Origin of the sequence: Nocardioides sp. (genome assembly GCF_964229035.1) — a bacterium.
Taxonomy (GTDB): Bacteria; Actinomycetota; Actinomycetes; order Propionibacteriales; family Nocardioidaceae; genus Nocardioides.
The window spans coordinates 1-22,626 of record NZ_CAXRAZ010000042.1 but is presented as its reverse complement, the minus strand read 5'-3'; the positions used below and the strand labels follow the sequence as shown (position 1 = coordinate 22,626).

The 22,626-nt window shown below is 73.3% G+C and carries 26 protein-coding genes; 14 read left to right on the top strand and 12 right to left on the bottom strand.

The features are described 5' to 3' along the window. The first annotated feature begins 36 nt into the window (after nt 1-36). The 4 genes from ACERUN_RS13435 to ACERUN_RS13420 are packed head-to-tail and all read left to right on the top strand — an operon-like array spanning nt 37 to nt 4,665. Nucleotides 37-537: a (2Fe-2S)-binding protein gene (locus ACERUN_RS13435; protein WP_370290511.1), complete on the top strand. Its 501-nt coding sequence runs from the start codon at nt 37-39 to the stop codon at nt 535-537. Then, nucleotides 534-2,948, top strand: coding sequence for a xanthine dehydrogenase family protein molybdopterin-binding subunit (locus tag ACERUN_RS13430; protein WP_370290510.1), 2,415 nt, complete (start codon nt 534-536; stop codon nt 2,946-2,948). The genes ACERUN_RS13435 and ACERUN_RS13430 overlap by 4 nt, the downstream gene beginning before the upstream one ends. Further along, a complete protein-coding gene (locus tag ACERUN_RS13425) occupies nt 2,945-3,820 on the top strand; it encodes a xanthine dehydrogenase family protein subunit M (RefSeq protein ID WP_370290509.1) in 876 nt (291 codons plus the stop codon). The genes ACERUN_RS13430 and ACERUN_RS13425 overlap by 4 nt, the downstream gene beginning before the upstream one ends. A 59-nt stretch (nt 3,821-3,879) precedes the next feature. After that, on the top strand, nt 3,880-4,665 hold the full coding sequence (locus ACERUN_RS13420; RefSeq protein WP_370290508.1) for an SRPBCC family protein: 786 nt from the start codon (nt 3,880-3,882) through the stop codon (nt 4,663-4,665). A 3-nt stretch (nt 4,666-4,668) separates the two neighbouring features. Here ACERUN_RS13420 and ACERUN_RS13415 read toward each other — a convergent pair whose 3' ends face one another. Genes ACERUN_RS13415 through ACERUN_RS13385 form a run of 7 tightly spaced genes read right to left on the bottom strand, consistent with a single transcriptional unit; the run spans nt 4,669 to nt 10,915 of the window. Then, nucleotides 4,669-5,424 (bottom strand): hypothetical protein, encoded by a 756-nt coding sequence (locus ACERUN_RS13415; protein WP_370290507.1) that lies wholly within the window; start codon nt 5,422-5,424, stop codon nt 4,669-4,671. Further along, on the bottom strand, nt 5,421-6,446 hold the full coding sequence (locus ACERUN_RS13410; RefSeq protein WP_370290506.1) for a vWA domain-containing protein: 1,026 nt from the start codon (nt 6,444-6,446) through the stop codon (nt 5,421-5,423). The genes ACERUN_RS13415 and ACERUN_RS13410 overlap by 4 nt, the downstream gene beginning before the upstream one ends. Continuing rightward, a complete protein-coding gene (locus ACERUN_RS13405) occupies nt 6,443-7,510 on the bottom strand; it encodes a VWA domain-containing protein (RefSeq protein ID WP_370290505.1) in 1,068 nt (355 codons plus the stop codon). Before ACERUN_RS13405 ends, ACERUN_RS13410 begins: the two co-directional genes overlap by 4 nt. Before the next feature lie 15 nt (nt 7,511-7,525). Beyond that, entirely contained in the window at nt 7,526-8,008 is a 483-nt protein-coding gene (locus ACERUN_RS13400; protein ID WP_370290504.1) for a hypothetical protein, read from the bottom strand. Continuing rightward, nucleotides 7,992-8,882 carry a DUF58 domain-containing protein gene (locus ACERUN_RS13395; protein WP_370290503.1) on the bottom strand — a complete coding sequence of 297 codons (891 nt, stop codon included), beginning with the start codon at nt 8,880-8,882 and terminating at the stop codon, nt 7,992-7,994. Before ACERUN_RS13395 ends, ACERUN_RS13400 begins: the two co-directional genes overlap by 17 nt. A 13-nt stretch (nt 8,883-8,895) precedes the next feature. Beyond that, nucleotides 8,896-9,963 carry an AAA family ATPase gene (locus tag ACERUN_RS13390; RefSeq protein WP_370290502.1) on the bottom strand — a complete coding sequence of 356 codons (1,068 nt, stop codon included), beginning with the start codon at nt 9,961-9,963 and terminating at the stop codon, nt 8,896-8,898. 43 nt (nt 9,964-10,006) lie between these two features. Next, nucleotides 10,007-10,915, bottom strand: a complete 909-nt coding sequence (locus tag ACERUN_RS13385; protein ID WP_370290501.1) for an RDD family protein — start codon at nt 10,913-10,915, stop codon at nt 10,007-10,009. 39 nt (nt 10,916-10,954) lie between these two features. Here ACERUN_RS13385 and ACERUN_RS13380 point away from each other — a divergent pair, with 39 nt between their 5' ends. Then, on the top strand, nt 10,955-11,959 hold the full coding sequence (locus ACERUN_RS13380) for a stage II sporulation protein M (RefSeq protein ID WP_370290500.1): 1,005 nt from the start codon (nt 10,955-10,957) through the stop codon (nt 11,957-11,959). Between the two features lie 9 nt (nt 11,960-11,968). Here ACERUN_RS13380 and ACERUN_RS13375 read toward each other — a convergent pair whose 3' ends face one another. The 5 genes from ACERUN_RS13375 to ACERUN_RS13355 are packed head-to-tail and all read right to left on the bottom strand — an operon-like array spanning nt 11,969 to nt 17,401. Then, nucleotides 11,969-13,294 carry a DUF58 domain-containing protein gene (locus tag ACERUN_RS13375; RefSeq protein ID WP_370290499.1) on the bottom strand — a complete coding sequence of 442 codons (1,326 nt, stop codon included), beginning with the start codon at nt 13,292-13,294 and terminating at the stop codon, nt 11,969-11,971. 27 nt (nt 13,295-13,321) lie between these two features. After that, complete coding sequence (locus ACERUN_RS13370) at nt 13,322-14,332, bottom strand: AAA family ATPase (protein WP_370290498.1); 1,011 nt, start codon at nt 14,330-14,332, stop codon at nt 13,322-13,324. Continuing rightward, nucleotides 14,329-15,507: a DUF4350 domain-containing protein gene (locus tag ACERUN_RS13365; RefSeq protein WP_370290497.1), complete on the bottom strand. Its 1,179-nt coding sequence runs from the start codon at nt 15,505-15,507 to the stop codon at nt 14,329-14,331. The genes ACERUN_RS13370 and ACERUN_RS13365 overlap by 4 nt, the downstream gene beginning before the upstream one ends. Beyond that, nucleotides 15,504-16,202 (bottom strand): hypothetical protein, encoded by a 699-nt coding sequence (locus tag ACERUN_RS13360; protein ID WP_370290496.1) that lies wholly within the window; start codon nt 16,200-16,202, stop codon nt 15,504-15,506. Before ACERUN_RS13360 ends, ACERUN_RS13365 begins: the two co-directional genes overlap by 4 nt. Further along, nucleotides 16,199-17,401, bottom strand: coding sequence for a hypothetical protein (locus ACERUN_RS13355; protein ID WP_370290495.1), 1,203 nt, complete (start codon nt 17,399-17,401; stop codon nt 16,199-16,201). Before ACERUN_RS13355 ends, ACERUN_RS13360 begins: the two co-directional genes overlap by 4 nt. A gap of 423 nt (nt 17,402-17,824) precedes the next feature. Here ACERUN_RS13355 and rpsJ point away from each other — a divergent pair, with 423 nt between their 5' ends. Genes rpsJ through rplP form a run of 9 tightly spaced genes read left to right on the top strand, consistent with a single transcriptional unit; the run spans nt 17,825 to nt 22,545 of the window. Then, on the top strand, nt 17,825-18,133 hold the full coding sequence (gene rpsJ / locus ACERUN_RS13350) for a 30S ribosomal protein S10 (protein WP_007078637.1): 309 nt from the start codon (nt 17,825-17,827) through the stop codon (nt 18,131-18,133). Between the two features lie 13 nt (nt 18,134-18,146). Then, nucleotides 18,147-18,797, top strand: coding sequence for a 50S ribosomal protein L3 (gene rplC / locus ACERUN_RS13345; protein WP_370290494.1), 651 nt, complete (start codon nt 18,147-18,149; stop codon nt 18,795-18,797). Between the two features lie 5 nt (nt 18,798-18,802). Next, a complete protein-coding gene (gene rplD, locus ACERUN_RS13340) occupies nt 18,803-19,429 on the top strand; it encodes a 50S ribosomal protein L4 (RefSeq protein ID WP_370290493.1) in 627 nt (208 codons plus the stop codon). Beyond that, a complete protein-coding gene (gene rplW / locus ACERUN_RS13335; RefSeq protein WP_370290492.1) occupies nt 19,429-19,731 on the top strand; it encodes a 50S ribosomal protein L23 in 303 nt (100 codons plus the stop codon). The genes rplD and rplW overlap by 1 nt, the downstream gene beginning before the upstream one ends. Further along, nucleotides 19,731-20,567, top strand: coding sequence for a 50S ribosomal protein L2 (rplB, locus tag ACERUN_RS13330; RefSeq protein WP_370290491.1), 837 nt, complete (start codon nt 19,731-19,733; stop codon nt 20,565-20,567). Before rplW ends, rplB begins: the two co-directional genes overlap by 1 nt. 12 nt (nt 20,568-20,579) lie before the next feature. Then, nucleotides 20,580-20,861 carry a 30S ribosomal protein S19 gene (gene rpsS, locus ACERUN_RS13325; protein WP_370290490.1) on the top strand — a complete coding sequence of 94 codons (282 nt, stop codon included), beginning with the start codon at nt 20,580-20,582 and terminating at the stop codon, nt 20,859-20,861. Continuing rightward, nucleotides 20,858-21,289, top strand: coding sequence for a 50S ribosomal protein L22 (gene rplV / locus ACERUN_RS13320; protein WP_370290489.1), 432 nt, complete (start codon nt 20,858-20,860; stop codon nt 21,287-21,289). Before rpsS ends, rplV begins: the two co-directional genes overlap by 4 nt. Then, on the top strand, nt 21,289-22,122 hold the full coding sequence (gene rpsC, locus ACERUN_RS13315; protein ID WP_370290488.1) for a 30S ribosomal protein S3: 834 nt from the start codon (nt 21,289-21,291) through the stop codon (nt 22,120-22,122). The genes rplV and rpsC overlap by 1 nt, the downstream gene beginning before the upstream one ends. 3 nt (nt 22,123-22,125) lie before the next feature. Further along, nucleotides 22,126-22,545, top strand: coding sequence for a 50S ribosomal protein L16 (rplP, locus tag ACERUN_RS13310; protein ID WP_370290487.1), 420 nt, complete (start codon nt 22,126-22,128; stop codon nt 22,543-22,545). The last annotated feature ends 81 nt before the right edge of the window (nt 22,546-22,626 follow it).

The following is a 22,626-nucleotide window of genomic DNA, read 5'->3' as shown; positions in this document are numbered from 1 at the left end:
AGCCACGTCACACGCCCGTCACCTGTTGGGAGAGTCATGACCCGCATCACGCTCACCGTCGACGGCCAGAAGGTGGCCGACGACGTCGAACCGCGAACCCTCCTCGTGCAGTACCTGCGCGAGCACCTCGGCAAGACCGGCACGGTCATCGGCTGCGACACCAGCAACTGCGGGGCGTGCACCGTGCACCTCGACGGCACGAGCGTGAAGTCGTGCAACGTGCTGGCCGTGCAGGCCGACGGTGCCGAGATCACGACCATCGAGGGCCTCGCCGCCGAGGACGGCACACTCCACCCCGTGCAGGAGGCCTTCCGCGAGTGCCACGGCCTGCAGTGCGGGTTCTGCACGCCCGGCATGATCATGCAGACCGTCGACCTCCTCAAGGAGAATCCCGACCCCTCGGAGGAGGCCATCCGCCTCGGCCTCGAGGGCAACCTGTGCCGCTGCACGGGCTACCACAACATCGTCAAGGCCGTGCAGCACGCGGCCGGGTCGTCCCAGGCCGGTGCCGCGAGCAGCGAGGGGGTGACGGCATGACCGCCACCCAGGAGCCCACCCGCACCGCCGAGATCGGTCGCGACCGCCGCCGCAAGGAGGACCAGCGCCTCATCACCGGCCGCACGCGGTGGACCGACAACATCACGCTGCCGGGCATGCTGCACCTGGCGATGGTGCGCAGTCCCTACGCCCACGCCCGCATCGTCGGCATCGACACCGAGGCTGCCAAGCAGAGCACGAACGTGGTCGGCGTCTACACCGCCGCCGACCTCGCCGACACCCAGGGCGCGTGCATCAACGCGTGGCCCGTCGTCCCCGACCAGGTGACGCCCGCGCACCTGCCGCTGCCGGCCGACCGCGTGTCCTTCGCCGGCGAGACCGTGGCCGTCGTGGTGGCGCGCAGCGCCGCCGAGGCCCGCGACGCCGCCGAGCTCGTCGAGGTCGACTACGAGGAGCTGCCCGCGGCCCTCGATCTCAAGCAGGCCGCCACCGCCCACGAGGACGGCGGTCCGCTCGCCCACCCCGACCTCGGCACCAACGTCAGCGCCGTGTGGCGCTTCGACTCCGCCGAGGCGGGCACGGGCGGCGACGTCGAGGCGGCGATCGCCGAGGCCCGGGCGAACGGCATCGTGATCGAGCGCGAGTACCGCCAGCAGCGCCTCATCCCGGCCTTCATGGAGCCGCGCTCGGTCGTGGTCGACCCCACCGGCGAGCAGATCACGATCTGGTCGGCCACGCAGATCCCGCACATCCTGCGCTTCGCGCTGGCCGCCACCACGGGCGTGCCCGAGTCGAAGATCCGCGTGATCGCCCCCGACGTGGGCGGCGGCTTCGGCGGCAAGCTGCAGCAGACGCCGGAGGAGATGATCGCCTTCGCGGTGGCACGACGCCTCGGCAAGCCGGTGAAGTTCACCGAGACCCGCAGCGAGTCGCTGCTCACCGCCCACCACGGTCGCGATCAGTGGCAGCGGCTCACGCTGGCCGCCACCAAGGACGGCACCGTCACCGGCCTCAAGGTCGACCTGCTGGCCGACCTCGGCGCCTACGTGGCGATCGTCGGCGGCGGTGTGCCGGTGCTGGGCGCGTTCATGTTCAACGCCATCTACAAGTTCCCGGCCTACCAGTTCCAGACCACCAACGTGCTCACCAACAAGACGTGGACCGACGCCTACCGTGGCGCCGGCCGCCCGGAGGCCACCTACGCCATCGAGCGACTGATGGACGAGCTGGCCGCCGAGCTCGGCGTCGACCCGCTCGAGGTGCGCGAGAAGAACTGGATCCGCCACGAGGAGTTCCCGTTCACCACGGTGGCGGGCCTGGAGTACGACAGCGGCAACTACGAGGCCGCCACCGCCCGCGCGAAGGAGATGTTCGGCTACGACGAGCTGCGTCGCGAGCAGGCCGAGCGCCGTGCGCGCGGCGACCGGGTGCAGCTGGGCATCGGCGTCTCGACCTTCACCGAGATGTGCGGTCTGGCGCCCTCGCGCGTGCTCGGCTCCCTCAACTACGGCGCGGGCGGCTGGGAGCACGCCGAGGTGCGCATGCTGCCCACCGGCAAGGTCGAGGTCGTCACCGGCGCGTCCGCCCACGGGCAGGGCCACGAGACGGCGTTCAGCCAGATCGTGGCCGACCGGCTCGGCGTCCCGTTCGAGGACGTCGAGGTGCTGCACGGCGACACGCAGAGCTCGCACAAGGGCCTCGACACCTACGGCTCGCGCAGCCTGGTGGTGGGCGGCGAGGCGCTGGTGCGCGCGGTCGACAAGGTGATCGAGAAGGCGCGCCCGATCGCGGCGCACCTGCTCGAGGCCTCCGTCGACGACCTCGAGTTCCGCGACGGACGCTTCGGCGTGCGCGGCACCGATTCCGGCATGGCGATCACCGAGATCGCCACGGCCGTGTTCGCCGCGCACAACCTGCCCGACGGCGTCGAGCCCTCGCTCGACTCCGAGGCCACCTACGACCCGGTCAACTTCAACTACCCGCACGGCACCCACCTGTGCGCGGCGGAGGTCGACACCGAGACCGGCCAGGTGAAGCTGCGCAAGTACGCCTGCTGCGACGACATCGGCGTGGTCATCAACCCGCTCATCGTCTCGGGCCAGGTGCACGGCGGTCTCGTGCAGGGCATCGCGCAGGCGCTGTGGGAGGAGGCGGTCTACGACGAGAACGGCACGCTCGTGTCGGGCTCGTTCACCGACTATCTGCTGCCCACCGCGGCCGACACGATCAGCTTCGACGTCGACCACACCACGTCGCCGGCCACCACCAACTCGCTCGGCACCAAGGGCGTCGGCGAGGCCGGCACCATCGCCTCCACCCCGGCGGTCGTCAACGCCGTCGTGGACGCCGTGCGCCACCTCGGCATCAACGACATCACCATGCCCTGCACCCCGGAACGGGTGTGGCGCGCCATCAACGACGGCACGGCCGCGAAGGGGGGTGCGGCATGATCCCCGCCGCGTTCGAGTACCTCGCCCCGACCTCGGTGGAGGAGGCCCTCGCCGCCCTCTCCGAGCACGGGGACGACGCCAAGATCATCGCCGGCGGGCAGAGCCTGCTGCCGGTCCTGCGGATGCGGCTCAACGCCCCCGAGTTCGTCATCGACCTCGGACGCATCCCGAGCCTGCGGGGCATCCGCGACGCCGGCGACCACCTGGTGATCGGCGCGATGACCACCCACCACGACGTCGGGCGCGACCCCCTCGTGCACGAGCACGCGCTGCTCGTGAGCAAGGCGGTCACCCACCTGGCCGACGTCCAGGTGCGCCACCGCGGCACCTTCGGCGGGGCGCTCGCGCACGCCGACCCCGCCGGTGACCTCGGCGCGCCGGCGATGGCGCTGGACGCGACCTTCGTCGTCCAGGGGCCCGGCGGAGTGCGCGAGGTGCCCGCCTCGGAGTTCTTCGTCGACCTCTTCGAGACCGCGATCTCGGACGACGAGCTGCTCACCGAGGTGCACCTGCCCAAGCACGACGGCTGGGGGGCGTCGTACGAGAAGTTCGTGCGCATCGCCCACCAGTGGCCGATCGTGGCGGTGGCCGCCACCGTGCGGCTCGAGGGCGACACCATCGCGGAGGCGAAGGTGGGGCTCACGAACATGGGCTCCACGCCGCTGCGCGCCCACGCCGTGGAGCAGGCGCTCGTGGGTCGACCGGCCACCGAGGAGGGCGTCGCCGAGGCGGCCGCGCTGGCGGCCGAGGGCACCAACCCGCCCACCGACCTCAACGGCAGCGCCGAGTACCGGCGCCACCTGGCCGGCGTCCTGACCCGGCGGGCCGTGCTCGCCGCCGCCGGACGCAACGGCACGGTCGCCCCGGCCTGATCGGCCTGACCGGCCGCCCCCGCCAGCCCACCCCTCGCAACGACCCGCAGGAGACACCCGTGGACCTCACCCACTCCTTCACCGTGCCCACCGACCTCGAAGCCACGTGGACCCACTTCGGCGACATCGCCGGGCTGGCCGCCTGCTTCCCGGGGGCGCAGGTGACCTCGGTGAGCGAGGACGCCGACGGCGCCGCCACGTTCGAGGGCACCTGCAAGGTGAAGCTGGGGCCGATCGCCCTGGTCTACGCGGGGTCGGGTCGCTTCGTGGAGCGTGACGCTGCGGCGCACCGCTTCGTCGTGGAGGCGAAGGGGCGTGACAAGCGGGGCAACGGCACGGCGGGGGCGACCGTGACGGTGCAGATGGAGTCGGGTGCCGACACCAGTGGGGCTGCGGGCGGCACCCGCCTCGAGGTGGTGACCGACCTGGCCATCACCGGTAAGCCGGCGCAGTTCGGTCGGGGCGTCATGCAGGACGTTTCCGACAAGCTGCTCGCGCAGTTCGTGAGCTGCCTCGAGCAGCGGCTGCGCGCCGGCGACGACGAGGCGGGAGCGACTGCTCCGGTGCCTGGCGCTGGGGATCCTGCGCCTGCGGCCGCTCCCGCCTCGTCGACCACCCCGGCGTCGCAGAGCGCCGCGGCCGCAGCCGGGGCGAGTGCCACCGCGACCGCCGCCCCGCCGGTACAGCCGGTCGGTGCGGTGCGCCCAGCGCCGGCGTCCAACGACGACGCCCTCGACCTCGGCTCGGCGGTGCTGCCGGTGCTGATGCGCACCTACGCGCCCAAGATCGCCGTCGGCCTCGTCGCCGTGCTGGTGCTCAGCAGGCTGCTACGTCGCCGCCGCTGAGGCTCACCAGCTGTTGGGCCGGGTGAAGTCCCGGTCGCCGAAGAGGTCCTGGTCCTGGCGGCGCTGCTCGAGGCCGCGCTGGTTGTTGCGCTCCAGCTGACCCTCGCGCGGGTCCTGCCCCGGTGACGGCTGCTGGGGCGGCGGGGGCGGCTGCGGCTGGTCGCCGTCCTGGGGCTGCTGTCGCTGGTCCTGCTGCTGCAGCTTCTGGCGCAGACGCTGCTCGGTGCTGCCGGCGTCGTCGCGCTGCTGCTCACCGCGCCCGGCCTCGGTGGGGCACCTCCCGGCCGCCAGCACGTCGAGGCCGCGCTGGTACTCCGTGCGTGCGCCCGCGGTGTCGCCTCCCTCGGCGGCGGCGTCGCCCAGGGCCTCGTGGGCCAGCGCGGCGTTGATGCGCACCGTGCACTCCTCGCGGCGCGGCACCACCTCGAGGGCGGCGCCGTAGCTGCGCAGTGCCGCGTCGTAGTCGCCGTCGGCGTGGTGCGCGGTGCCCTCGTCGAAGGGGGCGATCCACGGCTCGAAGAGGTTGAAGGAGCGCGTGTCGCCGAAGGCGTCGATGGCGGCGGTGTCGTTGCCGCGGTCGAAGGCGTCGCGTCCGGCCGCGTTGTCGTGCAGCATCAGGCCGATCTTCACCGCCACCGCGAGCGCGATGAGGGCCGGGAGCGCACCGACCACCATCCACACCGCCCGGCGCCGGGCGTGCGGGTTGCCCGGTCGCTCCGCCGGTGCCGACGGCGCGGGCCGGTCCAGCTGCGCGGTCATCGCCCCACCTCCTGGGTCGCGGGTCGCTCGTCGCTGCTCGCAGCCGGGGCCAGCTCGTCGCGGCTGCGCCACACCGCCCGCCAGGCCGGCCTCAGCTCGGCGAGCAGCAGGGCGAGCAGGAGCAGCCCGGCCAGCCAGGTGAGGTCGTGCGCGGCGCGCTGGCCGCCGCCGAGTCCGCCGTCGGCGAAGGAGGCGCCGATGCGGGAGGCCACGTCGTCCATGCCGCCGGGGGAGGTGCGGTGCTCGAAGGGCACGCCGAGCTGGTCGGCGACCTCGCGCAGGTTGTCGAGGTCGGCGCGCGACACCGCGCTCTGGCCGGTGCTGCTGTCGACGACGTAGCTGCCGGAGTCGGCCCCCGGTGCGAGCGGGTCGTCGGTGGGCATGACGGCACCGTCCGTCGTCCCGTAGCCGAGGACGACGCCCCCCGCCACCTCGTCGCGCAGCGAGGCGAAGCCGTCGGCCGGTGTCGGCTGGTCGCCCGTGCCCACCGGCGAGGTGTCCTCGCCGTCGCCCACGTAGACGACGATGCGCCGCCGGTCGGGGTCGGCGTCCTTCGCGCGGGCGAGGGTCTCGCCGAGCACGGCGGCGGGTCGCTCGGCCTGGGAGCCGTCGCCCTCCTGCGGGCCCTCGAGGTCGATGGTCTGCACGGCCGCGTCGAAGGCGGAGGCGTCGGTGGTGAGGGGGAGCACCTGGCGGGCCTCGGTGCCGAAGGCGATCATGGCGAAGCGCGCACCGGGCAGTCCGGCGGCGAGCTCCTGAAGGTCCTGCTCGGCGCCCAGGAGGCGCGGCTGCCGCCCGTCGTAGTCGAGCGCCGCCATCGAACGGGTGCGGTCGACGACCACGACGAGGTCGACGTCGGAGAGCTGGCTCGGCACCTCGAGGCGCCCGTAGCCGGGGCGGGCCAGCACCACGCCGAGCATCAGCACGATCGCCGCCCGCCGCACCCACGTGCGCAGGGCGAGATCGCGCGTCGACGCAGGGTGGCGCAGCCGCTGCCACATCGTCGCCGCCGGCCCGCTCACGCCGACCCCCGGCGTCGCGAGGCCCGTGCCAGGCCGGCCTCCGCGCCCCAGACGAGCAGCAGCCCGCCGACGCCGAGCGCCGCGAGCAGCGTGCCGAGCCCCGGCTGGTCGAGCACGCGGACGACGGGGGGCCGCTCGGTACGGGTGGCGTCGAGCTCGCCGATCGCCTCCACCACGGCGGCCGCGCTGCCGTCCTGGCCGAGCAGCGAGAAGGTGCCGCCGGTGGTGGCGGCCGCGGAGCGGAACTCGCCCACGGCATCCGGCCGCTCGGCGGTGGCCGGGGCGGCGATGCCGTGCACCACGATGCCCTTCGAGGCCGCGAGCGCGGCGGCGTCCGCGAGGGGGAAGACGCCCTGGCCGATGGGCTCGTTGTCGCTCGCGAGCACGATCGCCCGGCTGCGGTCCTCCTCGCGCCGGTCGAAGCGCTGCACGCAGGAGGCGAGGCCGTCGCCGATCTGCGACTGCACGTCGTAGTCGGTGATGGTGCCGGCGGTGAACTGCCCGTAGGCGTCGCTGTAGACGCTGCCGCTGCCGAAGGCCTGCTCGGCTGCGCGCAGCTGCTCGAGCACGAAGCGGTAGTCGTCGGTGAGCGGGAAGACGGTGATGGCCGAGCCGCTCCAGATCGTCAGCCCGACGCGCTCGCCGCGCAGGCCCCGCACGATCGAGGCGAACTCGCGCAGCACGGAGGCGTCGACCTGGGCCATCGACCCGGAGGAGTCGAGGCAGAGCACGATGTCGCGGGTGCGATCGCTCTGCTCGGTCACCTGGCGCTCCTGCACGCGCCCGGCCAGCACGAGCGCTCCGCTGATGGCGAGCAGCGCGGCGACGCTCGTGGCCGTGCCGAGCAGCAGGCGCCGGCGCACGAGGCGGCGGTAGCGCGGCAGCAGGCGCAGGCGGGCGGCATGGGCGACGAGCGCGGCGTCGGGCACCTCGGAGGTGCGCTCGCGCGTGGTGGCCCAGCGCACGAGCAGCGCGACGACGACCACCGCGAGGGCCAGGAGCAGCCAGCCCCAGGCGAACCCGGTGGCGCCGCGGTTCCAGGTGAGGCCGAGGCCCAGATCCATGCCGAGGTCCATGCGTCAGCCCCACCGCTCCACGATGGTGCGCGCCTGCACTGCCGCGTCGGCGAAGGTGCGCTCGGCGAAGGTCTCGTCGGGCCCGAACTCCGGCGGATACATCAGCTCGATGGCCCCGGTGAGCGCCGCCGGCGCGATCGCGCGGAAGTCCGCCAGCGCCATCGATCGCGCGGGCAGCGCGCTGACCTGCTCGACGTAGGCGCGCACCACCTCGCTGAGGCGCTGGTGGCCGGCGCGGGCGCTGAGCCCGCCCTCGCGCACGGCGCGCTCCACGTCGTCCACGCGGGCGAGGGCGAGCGCACGCGCGGAGCCGACGTCCACGGTGGGCGCCGCGACGACCTCCGGTCGGGGGGCGCGGGTCAGCCACCAGGTGAGGGCGTAGTAGGCCACCACCAGGGCCGCGAGCGCGACGGCGATCCACAGCCAGCGATCGTCGTAGGCGACGGGGCCCGTGAACTCCTCGGGCAGCTCACCGGCGCCGAGCATGGCGGTGCCTCTCGAGGAGTCGGTGCACGGCCACGACGGCCGAGGCGTGGTCGTGCACCCGCTCGTGGACGACGCCCAGCCGGTCGAGCTGGCGGCGCAGCTGCTCCACCTCCGCCTGCACGAGGGCGGCGTACTCGCGGCGCAGCTGCGCGTCGTCGCGGGCCCAGGCGGGCACCTCGGCGGCGGTGTCGATGTCGACCAGACGTCGGCCGGCGACCCCGGGGTCGGTGGGGTCGACGTCGCCGACGGTGAGCAGCAGCACCTCGTGCTGCACGGCCAGGCGTCGCAGCAGCGTTTCGGCGCCCGGGGTGAGGGTCACGTCGTCGGCCACCACGAGCAGGATCGTGCGCTGCCGCACCGTGCGCACGACGTGGCGCAGCAGCGACTCGAGGTCGGCCGGTGGCCCGGTGGGGGCGATCGCGTCGTGCACCCGCCCGAGCAGTCGCTCGAGGTGCACCAGGCCGCCGGCCGCCCGCTCCGAGACGAGGTCGTCCTCGTCGCCGATGCTGAGGCCCACCAGGTCGCCGTGCTGGACGGCCAGCTGGCCCACGACGCCGGCGACGAAGACGGCGAGCTCGCGCTTGGTGATCTGTGCGTCGTTGAGCGCCGCCATGCTCCGGCCGGTCGAGACGCACAGGTGCACGGTGTGCTTGCGCTCGGCCACGTAGCGGCGCACCAGCAGCTGGCGGCTGCGCGCGGAGGCCTTCCAGTCGATGTCCTTGACCTCGTCGCCGGGCACGTACTCGCGCAGGTCGTGGAAGTCCATGCCGCGCCCCACCGCCACCGCGGCGTAGTCGCCCTCCAGCTGCCCCCGCACCCGGCGGTGGGCGTGGATGACCAGCTGCGAGCGCACCCGGGTGAGGTGGGCGGTCACGGGCGGCTCACGCTCACGGGGTCGGAACGGCGCGGAAGACGGCGTCGATGATGGTCTCGGGGCGCACCCGGTCGGCCAGCGCCTCGAAGCTGAGGTTGAGCCGGTGGCGCAGCACGCTGTGGCGCAGCTCCCTGACGTCCTCGGGGATCACGTAGTGGCGGCCCTGCACCAGGGCCATCGCCCGGGCGGCCTGGAAGAAGGCGATCGAGCCGCGCGGGCTCGCCCCGATCTCCACGTAGCCGCCGAGCTCGGGGCCGAGCAGCGCCGCGACGTCGCGGGTGGCCCGCACGACGTCGACCACGTAGCGGCGGATGGCGGGGTCGACGTACACGCGCCGGGCGAGCTCCTGCAGCTCCACGACGTCGGGGAGCGAGGCCACGGGTGCGAGATCGCTCATGTGCTGGCCGAGCGTGCCGTCGCCGATGCGGTCGAGCACCATCAGCTCCTCGAGCTCGCCGGGGTAGTCGACGATCTCCTTGAGCAGGAAGCGGTCCATCTGGGCGTGGGGGAGCACGTAGGTGCCCTCCTCCTCGATGGGGTTCTGCGTGGCCATCACCAGGAACGGGTCGGGCAGCGGGTGCACGGTGCCGGCGATCGAGGTCTGGCGCTCCTGCATGGCCTCCAGCAGCGCCGACTGTGTCTTCGCGCTCGCCCGGTTGATCTCGTCGAGCAGCACGATGTTGGCGTGCACCGGGCCCAGCTGGGTCTCGAAGACGTGACGGCCGGGGTCGTAGACCTGCGTGCCGATGATGTCGCTCGGCAGCAGGTCGGGCGTGCACTGGATGCGCGTGAACCGGGCATCCACCGTGCGCGCCAGCGTGGACGCCGCGAGCGTCTTCGCCAGGCCCGGCACGCTCTCGAGCAGCACGTGCCCCTCCGCCAGGAGGGTGACGAGGAGCGAGGTCCGCAGCCGCTCCTGACCGACCACCCGCGTGGAGAACGCCGCACCGATGCGGCCGATGCGCTCGGCGGCACGCTCGAGGTCGGCCTCGGTGAGCGGCTCGACCGCACCCGCGGCGACCCGCCGCGACGGGCCCGGGGGCACGGGATCGGTGGAGAGCGGATCGCTCACCTCGGTCATCGGATCCTCCTCGAAGCCGGCTGTCCCGTCCAACGTACCGACCTCATCGCGGCGGCCCCGCCCAGGGCGTGGCGGAGGGCGGAGGCGGCGGGGGCGGCGGGGCGCTCGGTGCCGCGGGCGCCCCGAGCATCCGGCGGCGCAGGGCGTCGTCGCGCTCGAGGCGCAGCAGGTCGCGCCGGCGGCGCTCGGCGACGACGGCCGCGAGCACGTAGGCCGGCGGTGCGTCGGCGGGAGGCGCGGGCGCGACGTGGGGCAGGACGTCGTCCAGCAGCGCCCGGCCCACCTGCTCGCGCGAGGCGGGGTCGAGGGCGGCGGCGCGGTTGAGGTACTGGCGCACCGCGAGCGCCGTGCCCGTGGGCAGCGCCGCGAGGTCGGCCTGCTGCGCCCAGCCGGCCAGCTGCGGCGGCATCGGGGTCGGCTGGGGCAGCTGCAGGCGCACCCGCTCGCGCACCACGTAGGTGCCGGCGGCGTAGTCGCCCAGCCGCTTGCCGCGGCTGCTCAGGAGGACCGAGAAGAAGGCGGGCACCCCGCTGGTCGCCCAGATCTCGACGAAGCCGATCAGGGAGCGGACCAGGGCGTGCTGGAAGCTGATCGGGCCGCCGTCGTCGCGCACCGTGCGCAGGCCGGTGACGAGGTGGCCGGGCGAGCGGCCGCGGGTCAGCGTCTCGACCGCCGTGGGGTAGGCGATGAAGCCGACCAGCAGCGCGAGCACCTGGGCCGCGCCGAACAGCGCGTCGTCGTCGCCGGGGATGGCCGCGACGTTGAAGAGGATGAAGGCCGCCAGCAGCACCAGCGCGGTGGCGGCGATGTCGATGAGGCCGCTCGCCATCCGCAGACCCACCGATGCAGCCGGCAGGTCGAGCGCGACGCCCTCGCCGGTGACGAGGTCGTCGGCGGTGACGCGCGCGAAGTCGTCGCGCCGGCCGTCGCCGGCGGAGGTGGGCCCGATCACGCTGGCGAGCCTACGCGGCGGGCGTCGTAGGCTGACCGCGTGCCGCGCATCGACCTCGACGCTTACGTCATCGCGCACCAGCGCGACTGGGCCCGCCTCGAGCAGCTCGTCGCGACCAAGCGGCGCACCGGCGCGGAGTCTGACGAGCTCGTCGACCGCTACCAGCAGGTGGCCACGCACCTCTCCGTCATCCGCACCAGCGCCCCCGACGGCGAGCTGGTCGCGCACCTGTCGTCGCTGCTCGGGCGCGCGCGGATCGCGATGCTCGCGGCGAGGGTGCCCAGCTGGCGCGGCGTCGCGGGCTTCTTCACCCAGCGCTTCCCGGCGGCGCTCTACCGCCTGCGCCGCTGGTGGCTGGGCTGCCTGCTGGCCAACGTCGTGGTCACCGGCGTGATGATGGCCTGGCTGGTCCAGAACCCCCAGGTGGAGCAGAACCTGCTCTCCCCGGCCGAGGTCGACCAGCTGGTCAACACCGACTTCGCGAGCTACTACAGCGAGAACGCCGCGAGCGCCTTCGCCACCCAGGTGTGGCTCAACAACACCTGGGTCAGCGCGCTGTGCATCGCGCTCGGCGTGCTGGGCCTGCCCGTGGTCTACGTGCTCTTCACCAACGTGCTGAACCTGGCGATCGTCGGCTCGATCATGATCAACAACGATCGCGCGAGCCTGTTCTGGGGCTTGATCCTGCCCCACGGCCTGCTCGAGCTCACCTGCGTCTTCGTGGCGGGCGGCGTGGGCCTGCGGCTGTTCTGGTCGTGGGTCGAGCCTGGCGGACGCACCCGTGCCGCCGCGCTCGCCGAGGCCGGGCGCACGGCCGCCACGGTCGCGATGGGGCTCGGCGTCCTGCTCCTCATCAGCGGGGCGATCGAGGGCTTCGTGACGCCCTCGGGGTTGCCCACCTGGGCCCGGATCGCGATCGGCGTCCTGGCCGAGCTGCTATTCCTCGCCTACGTGTTCGTCATCGGTCGAGCGGCGGCGTCGCGCGGCGCCACGGGAGACCTGGACGCCGAGCTGCTCGGCGACACCGTCGCCGCCCGCGCCTGATCGCACGCCTCAGAGCAGGCCGCGCGCCTTCAGGTCGAGGTAGTGGTCGGCCAGCGCCGGCGGCAGCCGCTCGGCGTCGGCGTCCACCACGTCGACGCCGCTGCGACCCAGGACCTCGCGCAGCCGCTCGCGCCGGGTGAGCTCGCGCATCGCCGCGGCGGAGGTGTAGACCTCCTCCAGCGAGGCCGCCTCGCCGGTGGCGAGCGTCTGCAGCGCGGGGTCGCGCACGCTGGCCACCACGACCCGGTGGTAGCTGGTGAGCACCGGGAGCACCGGCAGCAGCCCTTCGGCCACCGCGGAGGTCTCGAGCGGGGTCAGCAGCACCACGAGGGCCCGCTGGCGACCGAAGGCCTGCACCGCACCGGCGAGGGCGTCCCAGTCGGTCTCGGCGAGCACCGGGTCGAGACCCGCCATCTGCTCCTGCATCCGCGCCGCGACGTCGCGCACCCCGTGCAGCCGCTGGCGCAGCCGCACGGTGCGGTCGCCCGCCACGAGGTCGACCCGGTCGCCGGCGCGCGAGGCGAGCGCTCCCAGCAGGAGCGCGGCGTCCATCGCCGCGTCGAGGCGCGGCGTGCCGTCGTCGTCCTCGGTGCCGCCGCCGACGCGGCCGGCCGAGGTGCGCGAGGTGTCGAGCACGAGGACGACGCGCCGGTCGCGCTCGGGCTGCCAGGTGCGCACCACCACGTGGGTGCTGCGCGCCGAGGCGCGCCAGTCGATGGAGCGCACGTCGTCGCCGCGCACGTACTCGCGCAGCGAGTCGAACTCCGTGCCCTGCCCGCGGGTGCGCACGGCGGTGCGTCCGTCGAGCTCGCGCAGCCGCGCGAGCCGCGAGGGCAGGTGGCGTCGGGAGCCGAAGGGCGGCAGCGCCCGCACCGAGCCCGGCACGTCGAAGGTGCGCTGGCGGCAGGCGAGCCCGAGCGGTCCGCGCACCCGCACGGTGACGCCTGCCGCGCGCAGGTCGCCGCGCCGGGTCGGCAGCAGGCGGGTGGTGAGCGTCGTCCGCTCGCCGGCGCGCAGGCGCAGTCGGTGCCGGTCGGTGCCGCCCGCGCCGGCCCCGGCGGAGGGCTGCCACGCGTCGCGCACGAGCAGCGGCAGCGTGCGCCGCCCCACGTTGTCGAGCGTGAGCTCGCTGGACGACGCGTCGCCGAGGCGCACGCTGCCGCCCGGACGACGCGCCAGCCGCACCGTGCGCGGGCTCGGGCACAGCGCGGCGTCCAGCGCCACGAGCACGAGCACGCCGAGCAGCCAGAGCCAGACGGTGCCCGGCTCGGGGCGCAGCACGACCGCTCCCACCCCCAGGAGGAGCAGCAGCGGCACCCGGCCGGTGATGAGCATCGGCGGCTCAGGCTCGTCCGGCCGCGCTCATCGCGGCACGGGGACGGACGCGATGGCCGAGGACAGCACGGCGGTGACGTCGACCCCCTCGAGCTCGGCCTCGGGACGGAGGGCCAGCCGGTGCACGAGCGTGGCCTGCGCGAGGCTCTTGACGTCGTCCGGGGTCACGAAGTCGCGGCCCGAGAGCCACGCCCACGCCCGGGCGGCCCGCAGGAGCGCGGTGGCGCCGCGAGGGCTGACACCGAGGGAGAGCGACGGCGACTGCCGCGTGGCCCGCGCGATGTCGACGATGTAGGCGGCCACCTCGGGCGCCACCTGCACGCGGCCCACGGCCGCCTGGCCGGCCTCGATGTCGCTCGGCCCGGCCACCGCCCGCAGTCCCGCCCCCGCGACGTCGCGCGGGTCGAAGCCGGAGGCGTGCCGGGTGAGCACCGTGATCTCGTCCTCGCGCGGCGGCACGGGCAGCACGACCTTGAGCAGGAAGCGGTCGAGCTGCGCCTCGGGCAGCGGGTAGGTGCCCTCGAACTCGACCGGGTTCTGGGTGGCCGCCACCAGGAAGGGGCGAGGCAGGGAGCGGGTGACGCCGTCGGCCGACACCTGCCCCTCCTCCATCGCCTCGAGCAGTGCCGACTGCGTCTTCGGAGGCGTGCGGTTGATCTCGTCGGCCAGCAGCAGGTTGGTGAACACCGGGCCCTCGCGGAAGGTGAGCTCGCCGGCCCGGCCGTCGACCACCAGGGAGCCGGTGATGTCGCCCGGCATGAGGTCCGGGGTGAACTGCACGCGCCGGGTGGCGACGTCCAGGCTCGCGGCCAGGGAGCGCACGAGCAGGGTCTTCGCCGTGCCGGGCACCCCCTCCATGAGCACGTGCCCGCCGCACAGCAGCGCCACGAGGAGGCCCGACACGGCGGCGTCCTGACCGACCACGGCCTTGGCCACCTCGGTCCGCAGCGCGAGCAGGCGCTCGCGCACGGCCGCGTCGTCGGGGCGCGCGCCGCCGGGGGCCGGCTGTGCCGGGTGGTCGAGGGGGTCGTGGGTCATGCGCGTCGTACCTCTTCTCTGAGTCGGGCGAGCTGTCGCGCCAGGGCCACCAGGTCGGCGTCGGTGGCGGGGGCCGGGGCGGCGGGGTCGAGCAGGGAGCGCACGTCGTCCTCGCGGACGCCGAGGTGGGCTGCAACGGCGGTGCTCAGGTCGTGCGCGCCGCCGCGGGGGTCGAGGCGCAGGCGCGCCGCGACCTCGCGGCGCGCGTCCTCGCGCAGCAGGGCGGCCGCGTGGGCCCGGTCGTTGCCGCGCCGGTAGAGGCGCCCCCGGCTGCGCGTGGTCTCCACCGCGCGGACGACGACCGGCAGCGGTTCGGTGACCAGCGGCCCGAGCCGGCGCACCCGCCACAGCAGCAGCGCCACCGCGGCGAGGCCCACCAGCCACAGCGATGGGATCACCGCGCGGGGGAGCAGCGAGCGCAGCGTCACCGCCTCGTTCGCGGTGGCGTCGGCGATGTCGGGCACGTACCAGACGAGCCGGTCGCGCCCGCCGAGCAGTCGCAGCGCGATGGCGGCGTTGTCGGCGCGCAGCACCTGGTCGTTGCTGAGCGCCTGCCCGCCGCCGAAGAGGGTGACGTCGCCGCGGGTGAGGCGCGCCAGCACGGCGCCGCCCTCGCCGTCGAAACAGGTGGTGAGCTCGGGGCCGCCCGAGAGGGCGGTGACCTGGTCGGCGGCCAGGCGCAGGTCGCGCAGGTCGACCGGCGCGGTGCAGTCGGCCTCGCCGCGGCGCTCCACCGAGGTGAGCGTCCGGGTCGAGACGGAGTCGTCGATGTCGAGCACCACGGCGAACGCGGGGTCGACGAGCACGAGCGGCGCCTCGCCGTCGACGTGGCGCTGCAGGCGGCGCAGCGTGCTGGGGGCGAGCTGGTCGCCCGAGGTCACCACGACCGTCGCGCCGGCGACGTCGGTGCGCTCCAGCGCGGCGGCCGAGCGGACGACGTCCACTTCCACGCCCTGGTCGGCGAGCACCCGGGCGAGCGCCCGCGCCCCGTCGCGGCCGGGGTTCTCCGGATCGAGAGCGGCGTCGTACTGCTGCCCGCCGCGGGCGAGCACGGCCGCGGTGATGCCCAGCGCGAGTGCGGCGAGCAGCAGCAGGGTGGTACGACGCGAGCGACGCGCTGCGCCGTGCGCGGTCGGGCCCGTGTCGCCGGCCTTCGCGGCCTCGGTGGTGCTCATCGCTCCACCTCGACGCGTGGGCGCGCAGGACGGGCGAGCGCGAGGTCGAGGTCGCCGTCGAGGTCGAGGACGTCGCGCGCCTGCTCCACCCGCGCGGGGCGGTCGCCGTAGAGCACGGCGTCGAACAGGTCGGCCGCCTGCGCCAGACGGAGCTCGAGGCCGGCGCCGTCCGGGCCGTCGGCGCCGCGCTCGCGCAGCGCGTCGGCGAGCGAGCGGGCGACCTCGCGCGCGGTGGCCTGGGGCAGCTCCTGCAGTCGCCCGCGTTCGACCTGTCGGACCGCCGTCGCGCGGTAGGCATCGAGGAGGGCGGCGGCCGCCTCGCCCGCCGCCAGGGCCTTCTCCGCCCGGGCGCGCAGCTCGGCGGCGGTGAGCCGGGTGCCGAGCACGTCGCTGCCGGCCTGCGCGCGCTCGCTCGCGGTGCGCCGGGCGCGGGAGGCGAGGGCGATAGCCGCCGTGATCAGCAGCAGGACGACGAGCACCGCTGCCGCCCAGGCGAGCGCAGGTGCACCGCGGGCGGCGTCCTGGGCGCCGTCGAAGAGGCGACCGATCGCGTCGAGCAGGCGCTGCAGCGGGTCGTCGGTGTTGTACTCGGGGCGCAGCAGCTCACGGCGCAGCTGCCGGCGCGCCTCGTCGCCGCTCGGGTCGAGCGGAGGCGAGGCGGCGGGCAGGAGCGTCCCGAGTGCTGCTCGGATCATGAGGTGAGGATCCCCGCCTCACGCAAGAGCTCGATGTCGAAGCCCTCCTTGCGCATGCGCAGGTCGATGTACTGCACGGACGAGACCGAGGCGAGGAACGGGGCGTAGAAGGCGTACTGGACGACGAGCCCCACCGCCTGGGCCAGGACGAACGCGAGGGTGGCGTACTGAGGTGCTGACACGCCGACGATGCCGGCGACGATCCCGAGCGGTATCGCGATGATCTGCCCGGCGATCGAGCCGATGATGACCGTGAGGATGCCGATCCCGAACGTGCGCCAGAACTGGCCGCGGGTGAGGTGCCACGAGCGGCCCATGGAGCCCAGCACCCCGACCTCCTTCTCCAGCATGAGCGCCGGCACCGGCAGGTAGAGCAGCCGGGTGTAGACGAAGACCAGCAGCGCCACGAACGCCGGAACGGTGATCACCCCCCACAGAACCAGCGCCACCGTGCCAGGCGAGAGCACGATGAGGGCGAACCACAGCAGCACGTAGATCGCGATCATGAGCACCGGGATCAGCTGCACCAGCAGGGCCAGCCCGATCAGGCGCCAGCGCCGGCCGCGCGTGGCGGCCCAGGCCTCGCCGAGATCGAGGCGTCGGCCGATTGCCGCGGCTCGGGCGACGTGGCAGATCATGCCCGTGACCAACGTGACCCCGACCTGCGCGATCAGGACGGAGACGATCAGGGAGCCGTAGGCGGTCGCCAGCCGCAGCACCTCCCCGGTGGAGGCCTCCCCGCCGTCGAGGACGTCCTCGCTGAGCCCGGCGGTGAACGTCAGCGCCACCGTCACCAGCACCGGCAGCAGCATCGCCACCACGGTGACCAGCACCGCCGCCCCCACCGTCGCCTTCGGGTTGAACCGGATGATCCGGAAGGCGCCGTCGTAGATGGCGCCGAGGTTGAGCGGGCGCAGCGGGAAGGCGCCCGGCTTGTGGGCGGCCCCGAGGAACATCCCGGGCGGGGGCGTGGGTCCCGCCGGCGGGAGCCAGGCGCCCGAGGGTTGCGGGCCGCCCTGGCCCCAGCCGGGCGCCTCGGGACCGGGGGCGGGGTAGCTCGGGTAGCTCGGGTAGCTCGGGTAGCCGGGGTTGCCGCCGGGGGAGGGCGGCGGCCCGGCGGGCCCGGGCCCCGCGGGCGCGCCCGGCTCGGGGGGCAGCGGCGCCCCGGGTGGGGGGAAGGACGGCGGACCCTCGGACATGGCTCTCCTCCAGGGTGCGGGGTTGCCTCATCCTTGCAAACCCGGTGGGCCGGCCCAGGGGAGTGCTCTGCGATTTTGCTCGACCCCCGCTGCTCTGCCAGGATGTTCCGGTTGCTCCGGCTCGCCGGGGTGCGCGCCGTCTTGACTACTGAATCGTGTCTCCCGTGCGGAGTGCTGAGGGCCTGGCCCGCAGTGAGCCGCTGTGAGCGTGGTGGTCGTCGACGTCGGTCGCACCGCACGCCACCGCAGTCGCCTTCCGAGGCCCTGCGGGGGTGAGGCCCGAGGAGTCAGACCAACAGCTCCACTTCCCCCGCTGCTCACGCACGTCGTCATTACGGCGACACGCCCGACCTCGGGGGTCGGAGCTGACCAGACCACAGCGACACATGCCGAGTCGTACGACGAGAAGGACGAGAGAGACCTATGGCGGGACAGAAGATCCGCATCAGGCTCAAGGCCTATGACCACGAGGTGATCGACACCTCGGCGCGCAAGATCGTGGACACCGTCACGCGTACCGGTGCCAAGGTCGCCGGCCCCGTGCCGCTGCCGACCGAGAAGAACGTCTTCTGTGTCATCCGCTCGCCGCACAAGTACAAGGACTCGCGCGAGCACTTCGAGATGCGCACCCACAAGCGACTCATCGACATCATCGACCCCACGCCGAAGACCGTCGACAGCCTCATGCGCCTCGACCTCCCGGCCGGTGTCGACATCGAGATCAAGCTCTGAGGTTGAACCTGTCATGACGATCGAACGCAACGTGAAGGGCCTGCTGGGCACCAAGCTCGGCATGACCCAGCTGTGGGACGAGAACAACCGGGTCGTCCCGGTGACCGTGGTCGCCGCCGGCACCAACGTCGTCACCCAGGTCCGCCGCCCCGAGGCCGATGGCTACAACGCCATCCAGCTCGGCTACGGCGAGATCGAGGGCCGCAAGGTCAACAAGCCGCAGGCCGGGCACTTCGCCAAGGCCGGCACCACCCCCCGCCGCCACCTGGTCGAGATCCGCACCGCGGACGCCTCCTCCTACGAGGTCGGCCAGGAGATCGCCGTCGACACCTTCGAGGCCGGTCAGGTCATCGACGTCACCGGCACCAGCAAGGGCAAGGGCTTCGCCGGTGTCATGAAGCGCCACGGCTTCGCCGGCGTGAGCGCCTCGCACGGTGCGCACCGCAACCACCGCAAGCCGGGTTCCATCGGCGCCTGCGCGACCCCCGGTCGCGTGTTCAAGGGCCTGCGGATGGCCGGTCGCATGGGCGCCGACACCGTCACCACCCAGAACGTCACCGTCCACGCCGTGGACGTCGAGAAGGGCCTGGTCCTCCTCAAGGGCGCCGTCCCCGGCCCCCGGGGCGGTCTCGTCGTTCTCCGCACGGCTGCGAAGAAGGGCTGATCGAGATGAGCGAGTCCGCGAAGACCGTTTCCGTCGACCTCCCGGCCGAGATCTTCGACGCCGAGGTCAACGTCCCCCTGATCCACCAGGTCGTCGTCGCCCAGCAGGCCGCGGCACGCCAGGGCACCCACGCCACCAAGCGTCGCGGCGAGGTCCGCGGCGGTGGCAAGAAGCCCTACAAGCAGAAGGGCACCGGCCGCGCCCGCCAGGGTTCGACCCGCGCCCCGCAGTTCGCCGGCGGTGGCGTCGTCCACGGCCCGCAGCCGCGCGACTACAGCCAGCGCACCCCCAAGAAGATGAAGGCCGCCGCCCTGCGCGGTGCCCTCTCCGACCGGGCGCGCAACGGCCGCATCCACGTCGTCGAGGCGCTGGTGTCGGGTGAGAAGCCCTCCACCAAGACCGCCCTCGCCGCGCTCAACGGCCTCAGCGAGCGTCGCCGCTTCCTCGTGGTGCTCGAGCGCACCGACACCCTCACCTGGCTGTCGCTGCGCAACGCCCCCGAGGTGCACCTCGTGGCCGTCGACCAGCTCAACACCTACGACGTCCTCGCGAGCGACGACGTGGTGTTCAGCAAGGCCGCCTACGACCTGTTCGTCGCCGGTCGCGCCGGCGCCCAGGAGGAGACCAACTGATGAGCACCCTGCACAAGGACCCCCGCGACGTCCTGATCGCCCCGGTCGTGTCGGAGAAGAGCTACGGCCTCCTCGACGCCAACAAGTACACCTTCATCGTGCGCCCCGACGCGAACAAGACCGAGATCAAGATCGCGGTCGAGAAGATCTTCGGCGTCAAGGTCACCTCGGTGAACACGCTGAACCGGCCGGGCAAGGTGCGCCGCACCCGCAACGGCCTGGGCAAGCGCAAGGACACCAAGCGCGCGATCGTCAGCCTCGCTGACGGCCACCGCATCGACATCTTCGGAGGTCAGGCCTGATGGCTATCCGCAAGTACAAGCCGACCACCCCGGGCCGTCGCGGCTCGTCGGTGGCCGACTTCGCCGAGATCACCCGCACCACGCCTGAGAAGTCGCTGACGCGCCCGCTGCCCAAGAAGGGCGGTCGCAACAACCAGGGTCGCATCACCACGCGGCACCAGGGTGGCGGCCACAAGCGCGCCTACCGCGTCATCGACTTCCGTCGCTACGACAAGGACGGCGTGCCGGCCAAGGTCGCGCACATCGAGTACGACCCCAACCGCACCGCGCGCATCGCGCTGCTGCACTACGCCGACGGCGAGAAGCGCTACATCGTGGCGCCGAAGGACCTCGTCCAGGGCTCGCGCGTCGAGTCCGGTGTCGGGGCCGACATCAAGCCCGGCAACAACCTGCCGCTGCGCAACATCCCGGTCGGTACCACCATCCACTGCGTCGAGCTCCGCCCCGGCGGCGGCGCGAAGATGGCCCGCTCGGCCGGCAACAGCGCCCAGCTGGTCGCCCGCGAGGGTTCGCGCGCCACGCTGCGTCTGCCCTCGGGCGAGATGCGCTACGTCGACGTGCGCTGCCGCGCCACCGTCGGCGAGGTGGGCAACGCCGAGCAGTCGAACATCAACTGGGGCAAGGCCGGCCGCATGCGCTGGAAGGGCAAGCGCCCGACCGTCCGCGGTGTCGTCATGAACCCGGTCGACCACCCGCACGGTGGTGGTGAGGGCAAGACCTCCGGTGGTCGTCACCCGGTCTCGCCGTGGGGCAAGCCCGAGGGCCGCACGCGCAAGCGCAAGGCCAGCGACTCCCAGATCATCCGTCGCCGCAAGTCCGGCAAGAACAAGCGCTGAAGGAACTAGACGATGCCTCGCAGCCTGAAGAAGGGTCCCTTCGTCGACGACCACCTGCAGAAGAAGGTGGACGCCGAGAACGAGAAGGGCACGCACAACGTCATCAAGACCTGGTCGCGCCGCTCGATGATCGTGCCGGACATGATCGGTCACACCATCGCCGTCCACGACGGCCGCAAGCACGTGCCGGTCTTCATCTCGGACTCGATGGTCGGCCACAAGCTGGGCGAGTTCGCCCCCACCCGCACCTACCGCGGACACGTCAAGGAAGACCGGAAGGGACGCCGCCGATGAGCACCACCGAGCGCCAGCGCACGAGCGCGCGCCGCGAGTCGCTGCTCGGCGACGAGCCCGGCGCCTTCGCGACCGCCCGCTTCGTGCGGATCACCCCGATGAAGGCGCGCCGCGTCGTCGACCTGGTCCGCGGCCTGCCCGTGGACGAGGCCCTGACGCTGCTGGAGTTCGCTCCGCAGGCCGCCGCCGCCACCGTCTACAAGGTCGTCGCCAGCGCCGCTGCCAACGCCACCACCAACGAGGGCCTCTCGGCCTCCGACCTGGTCGTGTCCGTGGCTCGCGTCGACGAGGGCCCGACGATGAAGCGCTGGCGTCCGCGTGCGCAGGGCCGGGCCACCCGGATCAACAAGCGCACCAGCCACATCACCATCGCGGTCCAGCCCGCCGAGACCGTCGCCGCGAAGTCCAAGAAGGGGGCCGCGAAGTAATGGGCCAGAAGATCAACCCGAACGGCTTCCGCCTCGGCATCTCCACCGACCACAAGTCGCGCTGGTACGCCGACAAGCTCTACAAGTCGTACGTCGGCGAGGACGTCGCGATCCGCAAGCTGCTCAGCAAGGGCATGGAGCGCGCCGGCATCGCCAAGGTCGAGATCGAGCGCACCCGTGACCGCGTGCGCGTCGACATCCACACCGCGCGTCCCGGCATCGTCATCGGTCGCCGTGGCGCCGAGGCCGACCGCATCCGCGGCGAGCTCGAGAAGCTCACCGGCAAGCAGGTGCAGCTGAACATCCTCGAGGTCAAGAACCCCGAGATCGACGCGCAGCTGGTCGCCCAGGGCGTCGCCGAGCAGCTCTCGGGCCGCGTGCAGTTCCGTCGCGCCATGCGCAAGGCGATGCAGACCTCCATGCGCTCCGGCGCCAAGGGCATCCGCATCCAGTGCTCGGGCCGCCTCAACGGCGCCGAGATGTCGCGCACCGAGTTCTACCGCGAGGGTCGCGTGCCGCTGCACACGCTGCGCGCCGACATCGACTATGGCTTCTACGAGGCCCGCACGACCTTCGGCCGCATCGGCGTGAAGGTCTGGATCTACAAGGGCGAGGTCGCCGGCACCCGTGCCGAGCGTCAGGCCCAGGCCGCCGCCCGCGCCGGTGTTCCCGGCCGCGGTGGTCGTCCCACCCGCGGTGGTGACCGTCCGACCCGCGGGTCGCGCGGCGACCGCCCGACCCGCGCCGACCGTGGTGGCGACGCGCCCGCCGCGTCCGAGGCTCCGGCCGGCGACGCGCAGGCCACCGCTCCGGCCGAGACCCAGGAGAGCTGACCCATGTTGATGCCGCGTCGCGTCAAGCACCGCAAGCAGCACCACCCCAAGCGCGGTGGTGCGGCCAAGGGTGGCACCTCGCTCGCGTTCGGTGACTTCGGGATCCAGGCCGTCGAGGGCCACTACGTCACCAACCGCCAGATCGAGTCCGCTCGTATCGCCATGACCCGTCACATCAAGCGTGGCGGCAAGGTGTGGATCAACATCTACCCCGACCGCCCGCTCACCAAGAAGCCCGCCGAGACCCGCATGGGTTCCGGTAAGGGTTCGCCCGAGTGGTGGGTCGCCAACGTCAAGCCCGGCCGCGTCATGTTCGAGCTGTCCGGTGTGCCCGAGGACGTCGCCCGCGAGGCGATGCGTCGTGCCATCCACAAGCTGCCCATGAAGTGCCGCTTCATCACCCGAGAGGCCGGTGAGTTCTGATGGCGAACCTCGCCCACGAGCTCGACGAGCTCAACGACGTCGACCTCGAGGCCAAGCTGCGCGAGGCCAAGGAGGAGCTGT

What these genes read in the sequence shown, in the direction of transcription:
- ACERUN_RS13430 (WP_370290510.1), top strand. Translation starts at nt 534, where the DNA reads ATGACCGCCACCCAGGAGCCCACCCGCACCGCCGAGATCGGTCGCGAC.
- rplP (WP_370290487.1), top strand. Translation starts at nt 22,126, where the DNA reads ATGTTGATGCCGCGTCGCGTCAAGCACCGCAAGCAGCACCACCCCAAG.
- rpsC (WP_370290488.1), top strand. Translation starts at nt 21,289, where the DNA reads ATGGGCCAGAAGATCAACCCGAACGGCTTCCGCCTCGGCATCTCCACC.
- ACERUN_RS13425 (WP_370290509.1), top strand. Translation starts at nt 2,945, where the DNA reads ATGATCCCCGCCGCGTTCGAGTACCTCGCCCCGACCTCGGTGGAGGAG.
- ACERUN_RS13375 (WP_370290499.1), bottom strand. Translation starts at nt 13,294, where the DNA reads ATGCTCATCACCGGCCGGGTGCCGCTGCTGCTCCTCCTGGGGGTGGGA.
- ACERUN_RS13355 (WP_370290495.1), bottom strand. Translation starts at nt 17,401, where the DNA reads ATGTCCGAGGGTCCGCCGTCCTTCCCCCCACCCGGGGCGCCGCTGCCC.
- ACERUN_RS13415 (WP_370290507.1), bottom strand. Translation starts at nt 5,424, where the DNA reads ATGACCGCGCAGCTGGACCGGCCCGCGCCGTCGGCACCGGCGGAGCGA.
- ACERUN_RS13390 (WP_370290502.1), bottom strand. Translation starts at nt 9,963, where the DNA reads ATGACCGAGGTGAGCGATCCGCTCTCCACCGATCCCGTGCCCCCGGGC.
- ACERUN_RS13370 (WP_370290498.1), bottom strand. Translation starts at nt 14,332, where the DNA reads ATGACCCACGACCCCCTCGACCACCCGGCACAGCCGGCCCCCGGCGGC.
- ACERUN_RS13365 (WP_370290497.1), bottom strand. Translation starts at nt 15,507, where the DNA reads ATGAGCACCACCGAGGCCGCGAAGGCCGGCGACACGGGCCCGACCGCG.
- rpsS (WP_370290490.1), top strand. Translation starts at nt 20,580, where the DNA reads ATGCCTCGCAGCCTGAAGAAGGGTCCCTTCGTCGACGACCACCTGCAG.
- rplD (WP_370290493.1), top strand. Translation starts at nt 18,803, where the DNA reads ATGAGCGAGTCCGCGAAGACCGTTTCCGTCGACCTCCCGGCCGAGATC.
- rplC (WP_370290494.1), top strand. Translation starts at nt 18,147, where the DNA reads ATGACGATCGAACGCAACGTGAAGGGCCTGCTGGGCACCAAGCTCGGC.
- rpsJ (WP_007078637.1), top strand. Translation starts at nt 17,825, where the DNA reads ATGGCGGGACAGAAGATCCGCATCAGGCTCAAGGCCTATGACCACGAG.
- rplW (WP_370290492.1), top strand. Translation starts at nt 19,429, where the DNA reads ATGAGCACCCTGCACAAGGACCCCCGCGACGTCCTGATCGCCCCGGTC.
- ACERUN_RS13435 (WP_370290511.1), top strand. Translation starts at nt 37, where the DNA reads ATGACCCGCATCACGCTCACCGTCGACGGCCAGAAGGTGGCCGACGAC.
- ACERUN_RS13405 (WP_370290505.1), bottom strand. Translation starts at nt 7,510, where the DNA reads ATGGATCTGGGCCTCGGCCTCACCTGGAACCGCGGCGCCACCGGGTTC.
- rplB (WP_370290491.1), top strand. Translation starts at nt 19,731, where the DNA reads ATGGCTATCCGCAAGTACAAGCCGACCACCCCGGGCCGTCGCGGCTCG.
- rplV (WP_370290489.1), top strand. Translation starts at nt 20,858, where the DNA reads ATGAGCACCACCGAGCGCCAGCGCACGAGCGCGCGCCGCGAGTCGCTG.
- ACERUN_RS13360 (WP_370290496.1), bottom strand. Translation starts at nt 16,202, where the DNA reads ATGATCCGAGCAGCACTCGGGACGCTCCTGCCCGCCGCCTCGCCTCCG.
- ACERUN_RS13400 (WP_370290504.1), bottom strand. Translation starts at nt 8,008, where the DNA reads ATGCTCGGCGCCGGTGAGCTGCCCGAGGAGTTCACGGGCCCCGTCGCC.